Source organism: Anaerotardibacter muris, assembly GCF_943192915.1.
Lineage (GTDB): Bacteria > Actinomycetota > Coriobacteriia > Coriobacteriales > Eggerthellaceae > Anaerotardibacter > Anaerotardibacter muris.
Window position 1 is genome coordinate 1 of record NZ_CALPCD010000005.1, and the last position, 17,926, is coordinate 17,926.

Below are 17,926 nucleotides of genomic sequence, written 5' to 3' on the forward strand. Positions count from 1 at the left end.
GGTTCATTTTTGTCCGGGACAAAAATGAACCCGTCCCCAATTGCTTCCTAGTCCGTGGCTCCGTCGGATTGATAGCGAGAGAGGAAAGCTTTCGTACGGTTGTGCTGAGGGTGATTGATCACTTCATCGGGGGTGCCTTCTTCAACGATCACGCCCCCATCCATGAAGATGATCTTGTCAGACACATCGCGAGCGAACGCCATTTCGTGCGTGACGATGACCATGGTCATGTGCTCTTCAGCCAGCGCGCGGATGACCTTCAGCACCTCTTGGGTAAGCTCAGGGTCGAGTGCGGAGGTGGGTTCGTCGAAGAAGAGGATCTCGGGCTGCAGGCACAAGGCGCGCGCAATAGCCACGCGCTGCTGCTGACCGCCCGAAAGCTCGCACGGATAGGCGTCTTCCTTGCCTTCCAGACCCATCTGCTTGAGCAGCTTGCGGGCCAGTGCCTCGGTCTCTGCCTTATCCTTTTTCTGCACCACCACGGGCGCTTCCATCACATTGCGCAGCACCGAATAATGCGGGAACAAATTGAAGTTCTGGAACACCAACCCAAAGCGTTCGCGGGCCTGCTTGTCCATTTCTTTGCCGCTGTAGTGCGCCTTACCAGACGCATCGTTTTCGGCAACCACCAGATCGTCATAGCGGAGCGCTCCCGACTCGAAGGTCTCGAGCAGCGTACAGCAGCGCAGCAAGGTAGACTTACCCGAACCCGATGGTCCGATGATGGACACCACCTCGCCAGGGCGCACCTCGAAGGAGATGTCCTTCAACACCATGGTGTCGCCGAAGCTCTTTTCCAGATGCTCCACCGACAGCACAGGGGTGGTGTCTTTGGCTGGCGCGGGCTGCGCAGTGGCGGTCTCGCTCACTTCGATCACGGTTTCCTGGGTCATAGGGTTCGTCCTTTAAAGCGGACCGAAGAGCGCGGGGGCGCTTCGGTCATGCGTGTTTTATCTATGGCTAGTTTAGCGTAATAAAGTGCCCTGCGCCCAGCTTGCCGCTCTGGCGGATGAAAAGCCTGGTGGACAGGTGCTAGATCTTCGCTTTGGCCAAGATGTCCATGATGTGGTGCACCACGTCATCGCGGTTGATAGTGCCAACCAGACGGCCATCTTCGACCACGGGCACCTTCTTGAACTGGCGTTTTGAGAGCAGTCGACAGACATCGTCCAAGGAGTCGTCGGCGCGAACCGTGACCACATTCTGGGTTGCCACGCCCATCACATTGCGGTCGATCAGATCGGTCAGGCGCGTGCGGAAGGTTTCATTCGTGTCCAGCATCGACCAGCCCGTAAGGTCAGGCGCGATCACCTGACGCTCAACCAGTTGCGCCATGATATCCCCTGATGAGAGGAATGCCACCACACGTCCCTTCTCGTCGATGATGGGCGAGTCGGTGGTGCCTTCGCGGTTGAAGAGCGCCATGGCTTCGCGCAGGGTTGCCTTGTCAGTAAGGAATGGGGTATCGATGCGCATGAAGTCGCGCGCAAGGGCTTCGCTGGATGCTTTGGGCTGCGCGGCATCGATCTGGGCTTCTTGGCCCTGTTTTACGAAGATCGCGATAGCAGCGAGCACGATAAGGGCAAGGATCCCTTCGCAAAGGAAGGTTGCGCGGCCGCCTAAGATGACCGCTTGAGGGTTTGCCATGCCGCCTTGGGTGTTGGCCACCACCGCCATGAGCACCACGAAGAACGAAATGGAGATAGACATGCCCACCTGGCGCAACGTATTGGACATAGCGTTGCCGTGCGGGATGAGCTCGTCGGGCAAAAAGCCCAGCGCCCAGGTGTTGAGCGGCGTAGTAACGAACATCATGCCTAAGTTCGTCAGGATCATGAATGCCGCCATCCACAGCACGCCATATTCTTCGACCATGCACATCGCACCCAGATAGGCGATCACCAGGATCGAAGAGCCCACCAGCGCCAGCGGGCGGCCGCCGATGCGGTCGAACAGGCGACCAGCGGTCAACGCGGTAGCTGCACCCACGAGCGATGCGGGTAGCGAGAGCAAACCAGTGATAGTGGGAGATTCGCCCAAGCCCTGCTGAACGATGAGCGGAATGGTGGCCGCAGGCGCACCCACGATGATCATGACCACCACCACGATGGAAAGGCCGATGACGAAGCGGCGATATTTGAACACCGCCATATTCAGCACCGGCTGATCCAGGCGCGTCTGGCGGAAGACGAACAGCGCGATGATCACGATACCCGCGAGCATCAGACCACCCGAGAACAGGGTGAAACCGCCATCGCCCACCAAGCTGATGCCCGTGAGCAGTGCAACCAGGCCAAGTGCTGAAAGGATGACCGAGGGAACATCGAGCGCTACACGCTCAGCCCTGCCGTAGTTGCGCAACGTCGCGATGGCGAACACCGTGATGGCAAGTGCGATGACCAGCATGATGATGTAGACCAAACGCCAGCCCACCGTGTCGGTAAGGCCACCGGCGACCGCGGGACCGACTGCAGGCATCAGCGAAGTAATGAGCGAATAGAGACCCATGGCCGAACCGCGGCGCTCGGGCGGGAACACCAACAACATGATGCTGGTGGCCAGTGGCATGAGCACGCCCGCACAGGCAGCTTGCATGATGCGGCCGGTCATAAGGATGGCGAAATTCGGCGCTATGCAGCACAGGGCCGAGCCGACAATGAACAAGCCCATGGACACGAAGTAGACCGCGCGCGTGGAAAAGCGCTTCATAAGATATGCCGACACAGGAATGATAACGGCAGTGACCAGCGAGAACCCGGAAACGAGCCACTGCGCCGTTGAGGATGTCACGTCCATTTCCTGGATGATGATAGGAAGCATCGGCGTGATGCTGGTTTGGTTCAGGACCGAAATGGCCGCGCCCATGATGAGTACGGCAACCATGATGATCTGCTTCTTGTCCAAATAGTGCTCTTTGCTGCTCATATGCTCTTACCTCGTGTTTCTATTGTTGAATGCCGGGTGTGTACTATGGTCGCGCGTGGCCGTCTTTGCCAACAAAGCTCGATTAACGGAGAATGCTTTTTCGCGAGCGGCATGAAAAAACCCTCGCACTTTAGGCGCGAGGGTTTTAAGGTAAGCCAAGTTCTGCAGGCAGAAGTGCTAGTCGTGATAATAGGCCAGGCGCTTTTCAACGCGCGAGATGAAGAACTCGACCACGAAGGTGAACACCCAGTAGAACACCGCGGCCACCACGAACGCAGTGAGCGTGCCCTGGGAAGAAACGATAGCGCGCGCCGTGGTGAACATCTCCGCCACACCGATGGTGAACGCCAGCGACGTATCCTTCACCAGCACGATAACTTCGTTGCCGAGCGCAGGAACGATGCGCTTGAATACCTGCGGGAAGATGATGCGCAGGAAGGTTTGCGCTTTGCCATAGCCCAAGATCTGCGCAGCTTCATATTGACCGCGCGGAATGGACTGGATGCCGCTTCGATAGATCTCCGCGAAGTAGGCAGAGTAATTCATGATGAATGCGACCGCACAAGCTCCGAACTTCCAGTCCATCGAAAGCTGCACGCCAAAGATGTAATAGGGCGCGAAGAAGATGAACATGAGCTGCAGCATCAGCGGAGTGCCGCGCATGATGGAGATATAGAAACGGAAGATGTAGGAAACGGGGCGGAAGCGGCTCATGCGACCAAGCGCCACCAGAACGCCCAATGGTAGTGCGCCCAGCAGCGTTACGAAGAAGAGCTGCAGCGTGACCAAGAAGCCTTCGCCCAGCATAGCGAGCATTGTTGAGAATTCCATTGCTTAACCTCAAGTGATCGGTTCAGTTTACTCGTGGGATGAAAAGGGCCACGCCCCCAATTCGTCTCGATTCGTTCACAAACGAAAGCCCCGGGCTGAATGATTCAGCAGCCAGGGCTTTCACGTTACGCGTTTCGCGCGTGTTCCCTTAACGGGAAGCGCTTATTTGAGGACCCACTTGTCGATGGAGATCTCTTCAGGATAGTGAGAAGCGATCTCTTCGATGGTGCCATCGTTGTAGAGTTCGATGAGGGCAGACTGGATCTGCTCGATCAGCTCGGTATTGCCCTTCTTAGCACCAACGCCATAGTTCTCGGAGGAAACAACTTCGTCAAGGATGACGTAGCCGTCCTTGCCAGAGATGAGGGACTGAGCGGTGGGATAGTCGATCGCAACTGCATCGCAAGCACCAGACTCGAGCTGCATCAGCGCGGTCTGATACTCAGGAGCGGTCTCAAGAGCACCAAGGGTGGAGCCGAGAGAATCGTAGTAGTCGCCGCCTTCAGCAAGATTGTCGTATGCAGGAGAGTTCACCTGAGCAACGACGGTCTTGCCAGCCAGGTCGGAAAGCGAATTGATGTCAGAGCCTTCACGAACAAGGATGACCTGGTCGTTCAGGTAGTAAGGATCGGTGAATTCGTACGCATCTTCACGGCCTTCGATGGTGAAGCCATTCCAGATGACATCGATGGTGCCAGCGTCGATCTGAGCATCCTTGGTGTCCCAATCGATGGGCATGAGCTCGATCTCCCAACCGTTCTTCTCAGCTACAGCCTGAGCAAGCTCCAGGTCGAAGCCAGTATATTCGCCGTTGTCGTCCTTATAGCCGAATGGCTTGAAGGTCTCATCGAAACCGATGACGAACTTGCCGTCGTCACCCAGATATTCAGGGGTCTCGCTGCTCGAGCTATTGGAGTTGCTGGAGCAACCCGTCATGAGAACTGCCGACAGGCAGACCATGCAAGCTGCAGCGAAGACCGCCAGAAATAGCTTTTTCATGTTTAGTGCTTTGCTCATGTTTACCTCTTTGCTATAGGTTTTCTACACTTAACCAAACGCTTGATTCGAATGGAGCGTATGTCGTTTGGCCCTACCACTTTAGCGCTATGGAGCATTAAAGCATGAATAATATAGCACGGAAACATACTGATGCGATGACAATTCGTCTAGCTACGCCAGAAGATGCGGCGGCTATCTGCGACATCTATTCTCATTACGTACGCAATACCGCGATCACCTTCGATATAGAACCGCCAACGGTGGAAGAGCTCCGTACGAAGATCGAATCGATCGAGGAGCGCTATCCGTTCCTGGTAGCGGAAGAAGACGGTGCGATCGTAGGCTATTCCTATGCTTCGGCGTTCCGCCCACGCGCTGCATATGTGCATGCGATCGAAACTTCGGTGTACGTGCGCCAAGATTTCAAGGGCAATGGCACAGGCCGCAAGCTCTACGGCGCACTCGAAGCGATCCTGCATTTGCAGCATGTCTATACCGCGAACGCCTGCATCTCCTTCATCGATCCCGCAGATGAATACTCCCCTGAGACCAGCCGATTGTTCCACGAGCGAATGGGATATAAGCTGTGTGCGCATATCCCCAATTGCGGGCGCAAGTTCGACCGGTGGTACGGGATCATCTGGATGCAGAAAGAGCTGACCTCTCCCATCCCGAACGACCCTGATCCGTTCATCCCGTTTCCGGAGCTTGATCCACGCGAGATTGCTGAGATTCTTGCGAGCGCCTGATCGGGAATCTTTTGGGGTGCTGCGACTACAAGGTAAGGGTGCATAACTTACCCGTTCCACTGTTCGCCCTTCGGGCTCATGCGCTGCACTGCCTCATGCATTTTTATGGAACCCAGCTTAGCTGGGTTCTTTTTTTAGATGGTGTTCAGAGTAAGTTCTGCACCCTTACCTTATATCCACAGCACCGTGCACTATTTCTAGGAATAAAAAAGCACCTGCGAACAGGTGCTTTTTCACTTCTGTAAACTTGAGAAAGAATTAATGCTTGGGTTGGAGCTTCTTCATGATGGCAAGGATCACCACGACAGCAACCATGGCGAAGCCGATCGGGAAGAGCATCGCGACCCATTCAGGTAACGCTGGAAAATACGGCGTGGTGTTCGCGAAGGTAAGGTTCCAATCCAGATAGCGACCCGTCGAGAGCGGGTACGGACCGGTGGTGAGGTCGGTGCCCGAAAGTGTGAGGTAGAGCGACGGCGCGTTGTAGGCCGGGAACAGCAGCATCAAGCGATGTGCGAAGATGCCGATGACAACCAGGATGGCCGCGATGAGCGCAGGCTTCTTCGCACCCTTCCTACCACTGGTGAACAGCATGATCATCGCGATAGCCGGCAGCACAAGTTCCGCCAGATAGAGCACGATATTCGAGCCGATGGCTGCCAGGATGCCTGCCGACTCAGGTGTGCCTTCGAATGCTACGAGTGCCAGATCAGCCAGTGCGAGCACCAGGTGAACCAGGATCGCGATAGCGCAGAAGCGGCCGAGCCATGCGCGCGCAGCGTCCGAATAACGCTTCGCGCAAGCAACCAGCAGCATGAGCGCCGAACCGCTGACGAACGCCACTGCTAGAAAATCGATGGGCATGATGGGCGTTGCCCACCAGGCGTGTGCGGTCTGCGTCGAGAAGAGCAAGCCCTCAACGATCTGCAGAGCCAGCGCCGCAAGACCTGCGAGCACTGCGAACACCTTCACCGCGCCTGACCCGCGCATGATAAGGATGAGCTGGATGAACGAGAGCACAAGGAACGTGACCATGGCGATCATGTCCCACGCGAGCGGCGATGAGAGGTTGATGCCGAGCACCATCCACAGCGCGTTGCGGATCGCGCCGAGGTCGGCCATGATGGCCAGACCCGCGCCGCACACACACGAAAAACCGCACACTGCCGCAATGCGGCCGAGCGGTTTCAGTTCTTCTTTCCCGAGCAGGAAGATGGCACTCGCTACGAACTGCGAACCTGCGCCAAAGCCGACCAGGAACGCGAAGACTGCGATCATCAGGCCCCACAGGAACACGTTGGTCATGTTCGAGCCAGCGATCAGACCACCAGTCAGCTGGATGATCCATGCGATCAGGCCCACGACAAGAAGGACTGCGCCCACGCACAAGATGGTACGATTCGTCTTTTCCATAGCTAGCCCTCCTTCTTCTCGGTGGTGGCGGTGCTGGTGTCGCCGTCTTTGCCCACACGATTCACCTGCGTGACCTCGTGCGAGACCACATAGTAAACGTTGGGATGCGTGTTGTACTTCTCGCCCAGCTGAACCACCTCTTTGCCTTCGAGGTGCTTGCGAATGGCGGAATTCGGGTCATCCATATCGCCGAAGATGCGGGCGTTGCCGGGGCACGCGCTACAGCATGCGGGCTCAAGACCCTGCGCAACATTTTGCGCACAGAACGTGCACTTCTCCATCACGCCTTCGGGACGATGCGGCGTGTAGACCAGCTTGCCATCGTCGCGATAGTCGTAGGGGTAACCGTAGTTATAGGTGGTGTCGTCCAGGCCGACCATCTCCGCAGGCGTTCCCCAATTGAACTGGCGTACACCGTAGGGGCAGGCGCTCGCGCAGGTGCGACACCCGATACAGCGATCGTAGTCGACCAGCACGGTGCCCGTCTTCGAATCGATGTAGGTCGCGCCCGTGGGGCAGACCGTTTCGCACGGCGCGTCCGAGCAGTGCTGACAGCTGACTGGAACGAATTCCATGCGCAGCTGATCGCCTACTTCAACGGCCACGTCGTATTCGGGCGTTCCGCTGGTGAACACGCGGTTCCACCAGATACCCTGAGGCTGGGAGTTATAATTCTTGCAGACCACCGCGCAGGTGCGACACCCGATGCAGCGGCTCAGATCGACTGCCATTGCGTATCTCATGGCTTATGCCTCCCTTCCGTATTCGATGCCCTGACCAGGTTCTATGTTGCTGTCAAGAGAGCTCTTGCCCGCGTTTTGTACGACCTCGGGCACGCCGCCGTTGCACAGGCGCACGTTGCAGACCGTTTCGTTCCACGCCATGTTCGGCGACCACACGCTAACCATGTAGTAGACCTCGTTGGTGGGGTTGATCCACGGCCAGATGAGCGAGTTGTAGCTGCTGCCGTTGTCGTAGGCCGACCACCAACCCTGGTCGAAGATGCACTGCGTGGGGTATACGCCCGGGTCTTCGATGAGCTGGCCTTGGACGGTGCCGCGGCTGTTGTAGACCTCGACCCAGTCGCCGTTCTTCAGACCGCGCTCGGCGGCCGTTTCGGGGTTCAGCCACACCTTGGGCGTGTTGTCCTGGATCTCGAGCATGAACGGGTTGTTCACGTAGGTGGCATGCACGCGGAAGGCGCTATTACGCGTGGTGTAGCCAAGCGGATAGAGCTCGCGCGCGTTCGGGTCGTCCTTGTATTCGGTGTCCTCGAACGGCGGCTTGTAGCAGGGCACTTGCTCTTCCAGCTCGAGGAAGATGTCCTCATCGCGGTAGAACTCGATGCGGCCCGACTTCACGAAATGCGCCGTAGCATCGATGGGGTTCGGACGCGACACCGTGGGGAACGGCACGCGGTTGTTGATCTGTTCCCAGAAGGGGATCTTCTTCTCGCCAGGATTGGCGTGAGCCAACTTGCCGGGGCCTTGGCGCAGTTCAGCGGGCGTCAGATGATCGATGGTCTCGCCGCCGTTCTCGAGCAGGAGCGCCAACACTTCGTCAGCGCGCTTTTCGGAATCTTCCGGCGCGAAGCGCGGCCAGAGCGGCTCCTTGGATGGATCGATGCGATTCGCCAGTTCGGTGAGCACCCAGATTTCCTCGCGGGCTTCTCCGGGCGGGTCGACGATGCGCTGCTGAAGCTGCACGTAGGGGTGCAGCGGCGTGGTAGTAAGCTCGGTCTTCTCGTACCAGCTGGCGCATGGGAACGTGACGTTGGCCTCGCGTGCGGTGAGCGTGTTCTGGAATTCCATGCACACCAGGTATTCCAGTTCGCCCGTGGCGTACGCGTTGCGCAACCAGTTCGCAACGTTGTGCTGCTCGAGCGGGTTACCCCAGCCCACCACGATGGCCTTGAAGCCATCCTTGGGATACTTCGCCTTCATCTGCGGCGTGGGGCCGTTGACCCAGTAATGGAACGGGCAGGAATTCTTCACCGCGCCTTCGGGAACCATCCAGCTGGCGGTGTTGAAGCGCGTCTTGTACTGACCAACGTAGGTGGAAATGCCGCCGCCGAGCTGACCGACGTTGCCCGTAAGACAAGCAACGAGCGCGCAGGCGCGGCCTTTCAGGTCGCCGTGGTACCACTGCTGCGTGCCGCCGCCGAAGATGATGTGCATCGGCTTGGTGGTAGCCGCTTCGCGGGCGATGCGCACGATGGTATCAGCGTCGATGTTGCAGATGTCGGCCACTTTTTCGGGCGTGTATTCTTCCAGCTTGTCGAGTATGATCTGAAAGCCCGTCTTCGCTTGAACCGTAGTGCCGTCTTTCAGGGGCACGGCATAGGTGCCGGTGAGCGCGAAGTTGTTGTCTTCCAGCTTGAGCGGCGAGGTAGCATGGACCAGGTCCGTGCCTTCGTCGACTGCGATGTAGCTCTGGCGGAAATCGGGAATGCCGGGCACCGCGGAAACGCCCTGGACTTCATCGGCCAAGATCTTCTTGCCGGTTTCCAGATTGATGAGCAGCGGTGCGTCGGTGTAAGTACGCATGAAGTGTGCGTCGTAGAGGTCTTCGTCGATGATGGTCTTGGCCATGGCAAGCGCAAAAGCGCCGTCCGAGTCGGGAGCGATGCGGACCCATTCGTCAGCCTTTTCAGCGGATGCAGAATAGTTCGGGTCGAAATAGATCACCTTGCCGCCGTTTTCCTGGGAATAGGTGAGGAAGTGGGCGTCGGGCATGCGTGTGACCATGACGTTCGAGCCGAACACGAGCGTGAGCTTCGAGTCTTCCCAACAGTAGGATTCGAGCTCTTCGCTCTGGCAACCGAAGGTCTCGGGCCAGAACATGGGCAGGTCGCCGTTGAGTTCGTAGCCGCCGATTATGGACCAGCCGAACGTGTTGGCGATGCGCACGAGCGAGCCCTTCTGGATGTGGCCCGTGCCCTGAACCTGGTAGATGACGCCGATGGAATCGGGGCCGTACTTTTCCGCGATCTCGCGCAGCTTGTCGGCTGCGGTATTCAGCGCGGTGTCCCAGTCGGTTTCAACCTGCCTGCCATCATCGCCTTTGACTAGCGGTTTCGTAAGTCGGTCGGGGCCGTGCAGAATGGTGTTGATGGACAGACCCTTCAGGCATCCGCGCGGATTGTAGTGTTCGTAGGGGTAGTCGGCCGCCTGCTTGAGCATGCGAACCTGACCGTTTTCGACCCATGCTTTGATGCCGCATGCGCCGGTGCAGTTGGGCGAACACGTGGTGCGGATCCACTCGCCGCCGAGCGGTTCTGCTTCTGTGAGTGCTTCAGCGTCGCGCACATCGAAGGGAGCACCTGCTCCGATCATCGCTCCTGCGGCCGCAGCGGTGCCGGCAGCTACGAACGAGCGGCGCGATATCGCATGTTCGTCTTTATCCAAGCCAAACATGAACCCACCTCTTTCTCCTCTTTTGATTGCTATCTACCATTGTGAAGAACGAACAGGGATTTGTACAGCATGGGCATTATTCTCGTACGAGAATAAAGAACGGTCGCTCTCACGTCTGAACAGCAATTTTAGAATCAGCACCTCGGATGCTTTCACCCCCAGCTCCAGTCTTTCCCAGAGACTACCAAGGTACTGCGACCGCAAGGTGATCGTCCATAACTTACCCGTTCCACTGTTCGCCCTTCGGGCTCATGTGCTGCACTGCCTCATGCATTTTTATGGAACCCAGCTTAGCTGGGTTCTTTTTTAGATGGTGTTCAGAGTAAGTTCTGCACCCTCACCTTACATCCACAGCACCGTGCACTATTTCGTCTAGCGAACGCGGGCTAGGATGAGGGTTAGTACGGCTAGGGCGAAGAGCCCGGAGAGAGCTAGGGCTAGCTGGAAGCCGAAGGTGACCGAGGCGAAGAATTGAGCGCCAACCGTGACGAGCAGGACCATGAGAGCGGTGCCCATGGAGGCGATGGCTTGACGGATGGCAGTGCTGAAAGATGAAGCATCGGTCATAAGATCACCAGGAAGTTCTTCCATGCTCCACGAAGTGAGCGGGCTGATCAAACCAGATACGCCTATTGCTCGAATCCCTTGCAACAACAAGATGAGCCAAAACGGCGTTTCAGCACTGATGAACGTCATGGAGATCGAACCTATCGTAAGCGAAAGGCCGAAGAAGATGGTGACGGGGCGCACGCCTATCTTGTCGGTGAGAATGCCGGCCAGAGGATTCACGAAGAGCGCGACGATGGTGCCTGGAAGCAGCGCAACACCTGCTTCGATGGACGTGCCTCCCCAAACGTTCTCGACGAACAGCGGAACGATGAGCGTGATACCCATGAAGCTCGCATAGAGCAGATTCGATGCCCAAAAACCAACTGTGAACTGGCTTGACTTGAATATGCGCATGTTGATGAGGGGGTGGTCAATGCGGTTTTGGCGGCGGATGAACACCACCAATGCCACAGCACCAACAACTAACGGCAGCCAGATGGACACGAGCGAGCTGCTCGTATCGGATGCATTAGAGAAACCCAGCAACAGGAACCCGAAACCGAGCGCCGAGAGCACAAGTGAAAGCACATCGAGCGATGCTTCACGATGCACGCGTGGCCCGGGCTTGATGAAGATGAATGCGACAAGGATGAGCACCACCATCACTGCCGCCAGGATAACGAACAGACTGCGCCAACCCGAAGCCGTGACCAGGTAGCCGCCGATAGTGGGGCCGATATTAGGTGCGAAACCGAGCGCGATGCCAGCGATGCCCATGACCGTAGCGCGCTTGTTGGGCGGAAACGAGGTCATGATCACGCTCATCATCATAGGCATGAGGATGCCGGCCGAGATAGCCTGAAGCACGCGTCCGACCAGCAGGATCGCGAAGTTGGGGGTGAAGATATCCACCAAGCAGCCCGCGAGGAAGAGCCACAGCGAGATGAGGATGAGATTCTTGAGCGCGAACTTGCGCATAAGGTAGGTGACCGCAGGCACCGTGATGCCGATAACGAGCATATAGAGCGTAGTAACCCACTGGCCCAGCGCCATGCTCAGGTCGAAGTCAGCAGCAATGCCGCCGAACATGGCATTCATGGCGGTTTGCGATAGGTTGCCTACTGCCGAGCTGATAATGATGATGACCACGGGGATGATGATGTGCGGGCTCGTGTGCGAGCGTTCTGCGCTTTGCTGCATCTCATCCTCCTTTTCGATCGTTGTTGCTATCTTACCGCGAATCCCCCGGGGTGCTGTGGCTGCAAGGCAATCGTGCATAACTTAGCCCGATGGCGCTGTTCGCCTTCGGCTGGAACTCTTTCAATGGTGTAAGAGTGGCGCGAGCCCAGCGTGAGCGTGATAAGCTGGAGGCATGAGCCGAAAGAAGAACATATTCGCGCCTGATACGCGCTCGCAGTATTCGCAGGTTTTCGCAGTGTTAAGCTGGCTGTTCGTTGCGGCGATGGCCTGCATTATCTTCTATATGAGCTCGCGATCCGATGTTGACCTTGATACCAGCACGGGGATGATCACCGTGATCAAGGATGCCCTTGCTGCTGCTACCACGGCGCTCTTCGGACATCCTGTTGATGTATCGCCGATCGGGCATTTCACAGAATTCTTCCTGCTGGGTGGGGCGCTTGCCAATGCACTGCGCCTTCACCTACCGCTGAATCGAGCTTGCGTACTGGCAGCGGTGATCGCAAGCCTTTATGGTGTGACCGATGAACTGCATCAGATCTTCGTGCCTGGCCGCACGTGCGACCCGCTCGATTGGGTGGTTGACACTATCGCTGCTCTGCTGGCTGCGGTGCTGGTCACTGCATTCTTGAAACTGCGCGAAAAACGCGCAGAACAGCACCTGATTTAGCATAGGCGCTCCGTGGACATTTCTTTATAATGGAAGAGACCTAGGCGGCGCACGCTGCGCAGCCTCTCTATAGCTCGATCCAAGGAGTGACCATGGCTTACGAATGCATCGTAGTTCCTTATGACGGTTCAGATCATGCGCAAAGCGCGCTGGCGGCGGCTTGCGGGATCGCAAAAGGGCACGACACCAAAGTTCATGTGGTGAACGTGGTACCCATCAACATCTTCCCTGAAGTAGCATCCACTGACCCAGCAGCCGTGGTAAGCCCTTCTTACGTGACCCAAAAGACCTATTCCGAACTGTTCGATGACACGCTGCTCCAGATCCATCAAGAAATGATGGGCACCATCGGCAATACCTTCGACGAACTGAAGGAAGACCAGGTCACGTATGAGGTCATCGCTCATCCTTCTGCTGTTGAAGGCATCATCGATTATGCTTCCGATCATAACTGCGACCTGATCGTCATGGGTAGGCGCGGCTTAGGTGCTTTACGCGGGCTTCTTGGCAGCGTGAGCTATGGCGTTATCCGTGCGACCAAGATCCCTGTACTCACCGTGAAATAGCAGCGTGCAAAACAGACTGTGATCAAAGGGCGCGCGTTGGTGCGCCCTTTTTTATTGCGTTGAGACGTTGGCGTGGGTAGTCCTTGGCCGATAGGATAAGTAGGACGCTTTCGCTCCGTCCCCAGGGACACCCAAAGGCGCTTTCGCCCCGTCCCCATGTTGTTCAAATTGTCTCGGGCTGGCTAACGATTCGCCTTCAGGCGGGCGAAGAGATTGGTGGAACGCTGCTTCACGAAGGAGATGAATCCGCTTTCAGCCATCACTAACGTGACGTTCTGCATGCGATAGGGCACGAAGAGGACCTTCATCATGAAGGTGCCTGGTACCGTTTTCGCGAGTGCATCACGAGCCTGCGGGGTCGATATCATGTGTGCGATCTGGGCGCGCTTTTCCTGGCGTGAGAGCGTGCAGTTCTTGTTGGTGATGTTCTCAACGCAGCCCACCAGGCGCTCGGCATAGCGGCGCGCGAGGAATTCCTGGATCTTGGGTGAGTCGATGCCCCACTGGGTGTAGAGCTCTTGAAGCCATTGGTGTTCTTCTTCGCGCTTTTCGTACATGTCGGCACGATAGCGGGTGTTCTCGCTTTCCTGGCGCGCACGCAGGAAGTGATAGTAATGCCCATCGAGCGTTCCCACGCGCTCCACTTCACGCACCACGTCTAGATTGAAGGGCAGATCATCCCAGAACGTGGCCGGGAATCGAATACCCTTTTCCATCAGATATGCGCGGCGATAGAGCTTGTTCCACGGCGCATAGAGCAGCTGCGCATCGAAGAGCTCATGCGCGCTCTGACGAAATTCATCCTGCGATGCGAATACGCGATCGGGCGCATTGCGCAGTTCCTGATAGAACTTGTCATCGCTGTAATAGGTTTCGATGTAGAAGCCTGTTACCACCAGGTCAAGATCATTGGCCTTCGCAAACTCGTACATATCGGCAAGCGCAGTGGGGTCGACCCAGTCATCGCCATCCATGAAGTAAAGGTATTCGCCGCGAGCCTGCTCGATCGCCAGGTTACGCGCAGCAGCCGCACCTGCATTTTCCTGGTGGATCACGCGAATGCGCGCATCGCGAACTGCCAGCTGATCGCACACCTCGCCGCTGCCATCAGTGCTGCCGTCATCGATCAGGAACAATTCGAAATCGGAAAAGGTCTGTGCCTGGAGCGACTTCACCGCCCGCTCGAGCCAGGCACGCACGTTATAGACGGGAATGATGATGCTGATCGCTGGCGCAGTGCCAAAAGGTGCATCTTCGGAACCGATCGTCTGTTGGGGGGTTGTGGTCATGCGCCTCTCTACAGAGCCTTGGGTGCTGGATGGCGGGTTGCTCACGTGCAATTTCAGCACGGACCTCGCGAAGATTCATTATAGCAGGACGGCCTTTCGTCAAAGGATTTATAATAGATTGAATGCCTTCAGCCTAGGCGCTATAGGCATCCTGTAGGATCATCGCGTGAAAGGAGCGCACCCAAGAGTGAATTGGTTGGAATGCATAATTCTCTTCTTGGTTGCCCTGGTCACGACGATCCTTCTTACTCCCCTCGCGCGCCGTTTGGCTATCGCACTCGACGCTATCGACTATCCCAGTGCACGCCGCGTGAATCAGACACCCATCCCACGCATGGGCGGCGTGGCTATCTTCGGCGGCTTAGCGGCTGCAGTGGTAGTTGCATTCGCTGGCATGCAATGGTGGGGCTGGGCGACACCACTTCAGGGCGGTCTTGGTCACAACGTGAATTATCTGGGCGTTGCGGTTGGCGTGTTCATCATGTTCGGCGTGGGCGTGATCGACGATATCTACAACTTGAGACCCAAGGTCAAGCTGCTGGGGCAGATCGTTGCTGCCTGCGTAGTGGCAGGTTCGGGCTTGCTCTTCTCGAGCATCCATAACTTCATCAGCGACGGGTATTTCGAATTCGGGTTGCTTGCTTACCCGCTGACCGTGTTCTATCTTGTGGCATTTGCGAACATCATCAACCTGATCGATGGCCTTGATGGTCTGGCTGCGGGCATCACCGCTATCACGGCTGCCACCATCGGCGTGCTGGCGGTGCTCACTGGTCGTCCAGGCGCTGCGCTGATGAGCTTCGTGATCGTGGGTGCGTGTCTTGGCTTTCTGAAGTCGAACATCCATCCAGCGAGCATCTTCATGGGCGATTCGGGAGCGTTGTTGTTAGGTTTTGCGCTCGGCATCGTTTCGCTGATGGCAGTTGCTCGTTCGGCGTTCTTCGTTTCCTTGCTGGTGCCCATCCTGGCTGCTGGCGTACCGATCATCGATACCGCGGTTGCTATCATCCGTCGTAAGCGCGCGCATCAGCCGATCGACTCCGCGGACCGCGGGCATATTCATCATCGCCTGCTACAGGCGGGTTATTCCCAGCGCGCGACCGTCTTCATCATGTGGGCCTGGACGGCGCTGCTCTCAGCAGGTGCTGTGCTGGTGACCGAGCTTGATGGACCACCGCGCTTCATCGTGTTCGCTATTCTGGCCATCATCACGGGCGTTATCGTTTTCAAGCTTCACCTGCTCGAACCAGTACTGTTGCATCACTACAATCCGCGACGCGGCACCCGCATGAGCGGCGGAGATACTGCAGATGGTGGCGAAGATGCTGAATGGATGGTCGAGGAAGAGGACTATATTCCCATCCGCACCATGCGCGGATCAGGACGTAGCGCCACTCAACAGCCCACTGCTGAAAGGCGAAGCGGAAGTCGCTCGAGTACGGCCGATGGGACTGTGTCTCCTCGTTCGCGCACGAAGCCTGCGCGCAACAATGCTCAACCTCATAAGCGCTCAAAATAGCATGGTGCGTTCGACCGACCGCTTGAACAGGACGAACTTCAATGGGTAAGAAGCACGAAAAGAAGACCAACGCCATGCGCGAGCTGGACAACGTAGGCGCTGTCTACGAAACGCGCACCTGGGATTGCCCTGAGGCACTGAGCGGCGTTGAAGTAGCTGAACTGCTAGAGCTTGATCCTGCACGCGTATTCAAGACGCTGGTCACTGTAGGGAAGTCGGGCGATCATTACGTGTTCATGATCCCTGTTGCCCAGGAGCTTGACCTGAAGAAGGCTGCGGCCTGCGTAGGCGAAAAGTCCGTCCACATGATCCCATCCAAAGAGCTACTGCCCCTAACGGGCTACATCCACGGCGGCTGCTCGCCTCTGGGTATGAAGAAGCTGTTTACCACCACCATCGATGAGACTGCGCGCAACTTCGAGCGCATCGCGTTTTCGGGTGGCAAGCTCGGTTGTCAGATCGACACCAGCGTTGATTCCCTGGCTAAAGCCATCCCCCTCAACTTCGCCTCCCTCACCGCCTAAACAGTGCCAGAGTCAAGGCTTAGGTTCGAGCGACCGCATGAGCCCGAAGGGCGAACAGGGTAGCGGGTAAATTATGCACCCTTACCTTGCAGCCGCAGCTCGGAAAGCTTAGCGAAGCGATACACCAAGCTCGGATTCGACCAAGTCAAAGGCAGCATCGATGGCCTTGTCCATGTCGTAATACTTGTAACCGCCCAAACGGCCCGCAAACACTACGTTGCCTTCGTTCTCTGCAAGTTCACGATACTGCTCGTAGAGCGCGGTGTTGCGCTCGTCATTGATGGGATAGTACGGTTCATCACCGGGCTCCCAAGACGCAGGATATTCTCGCGTGATGACCGAGGTAGGCTGGTCGCCGAATTCGAAATGCTTGTGCTCGATGATGCGCGTGTAGGGAATCTCGCGCTCAGTATAATTCACCACCGCATTGCCCTGCCAGTTAGCCGAATCGACCGACTCTGTCTCGAAGCGAAGCGAGCGATATTCCAGGTTACCCAGGCGGTAATCGAAGTATTCATCGATCGGACCGCAATAGATAATGCGGTCTGCGATATCAGGATTCGCGGCGATGAACTGGCGATATTCTGTATTCAGCAAGATCTCCGTGCTGCCGAACATCTTCTCGATCATGGCCGTGTAACCGCCCATCGGAATACCTTGATAACGATCGTTGAAGTAATTGTTGTCGTAGGTGAAGCGCACTGGCAGGCGCGTGATGATGGATGCTGGCAGATCCTTGCAATCGCGGCCCCACTGCTTTTCGGTGTAACCCTTCACCAGCTTCTCGAAAATGTCGCGGCCAACCAACGAAAGTGCCTGCTCTTCAAGATTCTGCGGATCGGTGATGCCCTCAGCTGCCTTCTGTTCTTCGATCTTCTCACGCGCTTCGTCAGGCGTGCGGATGCCCCACATCTTCGAAAACGTATTCATGTTGAAGGGCATGTTGTAGAGTTCGTCCTTATAGACGGCCACTGGGGAATTCACATAGTGATTGAATTCCGCGAACTGATTGACGTATTCCCACACGGGCTTGAGCGAGGTATGGAAGATATGCGCACCGTATTTGTGCACGTTGATACCATCGATCTCTTCGGTGTAGATATTACCGCCGATGTGGTCGCGCTTGTCGATGACCAGGCATGTTTTGCCAACCTTCTGTGCTTCGTGTGCGAAAACAGCACTGGAAAGGCCAGCGCCCACGATCAGGTAATCGTAATGAGAAAGCGAGGGTTTTTCGACCACGGTCATGTTCGTGTCCTTTCTTCGGGTTTGCGAC

Annotated in this window: 15 protein-coding genes; 5 read left to right on the top strand and 10 right to left on the bottom strand. The window is 56.8% G+C overall.

Features of this window, described 5'->3' with window-relative positions:
• Window positions 1-47: 47 nt before the first annotated feature.
• The 4 genes from NFR25_RS05110 to NFR25_RS05125 form a co-directional block, all read right to left on the bottom strand.
• Window positions 48-776 (bottom strand): amino acid ABC transporter ATP-binding protein, encoded by a 729-nt coding sequence (locus NFR25_RS05110; RefSeq protein ID WP_275556939.1) that lies wholly within the window; start codon window positions 774-776, stop codon window positions 48-50.
• 256 nt (window positions 777-1,032) lie between these two features.
• Entirely contained in the window at window positions 1,033-2,925 is a 1,893-nt protein-coding gene (locus NFR25_RS05115; RefSeq protein ID WP_251198176.1) for a DHA2 family efflux MFS transporter permease subunit, read from the bottom strand.
• Between the two features lie 177 nt (window positions 2,926-3,102).
• Entirely contained in the window at window positions 3,103-3,756 is a 654-nt protein-coding gene (locus NFR25_RS05120) for an amino acid ABC transporter permease (protein WP_251198177.1), read from the bottom strand.
• A 162-nt stretch (window positions 3,757-3,918) separates the two neighbouring features.
• Window positions 3,919-4,773: an amino acid ABC transporter substrate-binding protein gene (locus NFR25_RS05125; RefSeq protein ID WP_251198178.1), complete on the bottom strand. Its 855-nt coding sequence runs from the start codon at window positions 4,771-4,773 to the stop codon at window positions 3,919-3,921.
• A gap of 137 nt (window positions 4,774-4,910) precedes the next feature.
• Between NFR25_RS05125 and NFR25_RS05130 the strand changes: the two genes are divergently transcribed.
• Window positions 4,911-5,504: a GNAT family N-acetyltransferase gene (locus NFR25_RS05130; RefSeq protein ID WP_251198179.1), complete on the top strand. Its 594-nt coding sequence runs from the start codon at window positions 4,911-4,913 to the stop codon at window positions 5,502-5,504.
• 258 nt (window positions 5,505-5,762) lie between these two features.
• On the opposite strand, the gene nrfD is transcribed toward NFR25_RS05130, so the two are convergent.
• The 4 genes from nrfD to NFR25_RS05150 all read right to left on the bottom strand — a co-directional run bounded on the left by nrfD (window position 5,763) and on the right by NFR25_RS05150 (window position 12,082).
• Window positions 5,763-6,917, bottom strand: coding sequence for an NrfD/PsrC family molybdoenzyme membrane anchor subunit (gene nrfD / locus NFR25_RS05135; RefSeq protein ID WP_251198180.1), 1,155 nt, complete (start codon window positions 6,915-6,917; stop codon window positions 5,763-5,765).
• A 2-nt stretch (window positions 6,918-6,919) separates the two neighbouring features.
• Window positions 6,920-7,660, bottom strand: a complete 741-nt coding sequence (locus tag NFR25_RS05140; RefSeq protein ID WP_251198181.1) for a 4Fe-4S dicluster domain-containing protein — start codon at window positions 7,658-7,660, stop codon at window positions 6,920-6,922.
• Window positions 7,661-7,663: 3 nt separating this feature from the next.
• Window positions 7,664-10,333 carry a molybdopterin-dependent oxidoreductase gene (locus NFR25_RS05145; RefSeq protein ID WP_251198182.1) on the bottom strand — a complete coding sequence of 890 codons (2,670 nt, stop codon included), beginning with the start codon at window positions 10,331-10,333 and terminating at the stop codon, window positions 7,664-7,666.
• Between the two features lie 372 nt (window positions 10,334-10,705).
• The gene (locus tag NFR25_RS05150; protein ID WP_251198183.1) at window positions 10,706-12,082 is read right to left on the bottom strand and encodes a DHA2 family efflux MFS transporter permease subunit; all 1,377 of its coding nucleotides are present in this window, start codon (window positions 12,080-12,082) and stop codon (window positions 10,706-10,708) included.
• Window positions 12,083-12,254: 172 nt separating this feature from the next.
• Here NFR25_RS05150 and NFR25_RS05155 point away from each other — a divergent pair, with 172 nt between their 5' ends.
• Entirely contained in the window at window positions 12,255-12,752 is a 498-nt protein-coding gene (locus NFR25_RS05155) for a VanZ family protein (RefSeq protein WP_251198184.1), read from the top strand.
• Between the two features lie 92 nt (window positions 12,753-12,844).
• The gene (locus NFR25_RS05160) at window positions 12,845-13,318 is read left to right on the top strand and encodes a universal stress protein (RefSeq protein ID WP_251198185.1); all 474 of its coding nucleotides are present in this window, start codon (window positions 12,845-12,847) and stop codon (window positions 13,316-13,318) included.
• A gap of 182 nt (window positions 13,319-13,500) precedes the next feature.
• Here the strand turns inward: NFR25_RS05160 and NFR25_RS05165 are convergent, their stop codons facing one another.
• Window positions 13,501-14,607, bottom strand: coding sequence for a glycosyltransferase family 2 protein (locus NFR25_RS05165; protein WP_251198186.1), 1,107 nt, complete (start codon window positions 14,605-14,607; stop codon window positions 13,501-13,503).
• 187 nt (window positions 14,608-14,794) lie between these two features.
• Here NFR25_RS05165 and NFR25_RS05170 point away from each other — a divergent pair, with 187 nt between their 5' ends.
• Entirely contained in the window at window positions 14,795-16,126 is a 1,332-nt protein-coding gene (locus NFR25_RS05170) for a glycosyltransferase family 4 protein (protein WP_251198187.1), read from the top strand.
• 41 nt (window positions 16,127-16,167) lie between these two features.
• Window positions 16,168-16,650: an aminoacyl-tRNA deacylase gene (locus NFR25_RS05175; protein WP_251198188.1), complete on the top strand. Its 483-nt coding sequence runs from the start codon at window positions 16,168-16,170 to the stop codon at window positions 16,648-16,650.
• Window positions 16,651-16,758: 108 nt separating this feature from the next.
• On the opposite strand, the gene glf is transcribed toward NFR25_RS05175, so the two are convergent.
• A complete protein-coding gene (glf, locus tag NFR25_RS05180; protein WP_251198189.1) occupies window positions 16,759-17,898 on the bottom strand; it encodes a UDP-galactopyranose mutase in 1,140 nt (379 codons plus the stop codon).
• Window positions 17,899-17,926 lie beyond the last annotated feature (28 nt).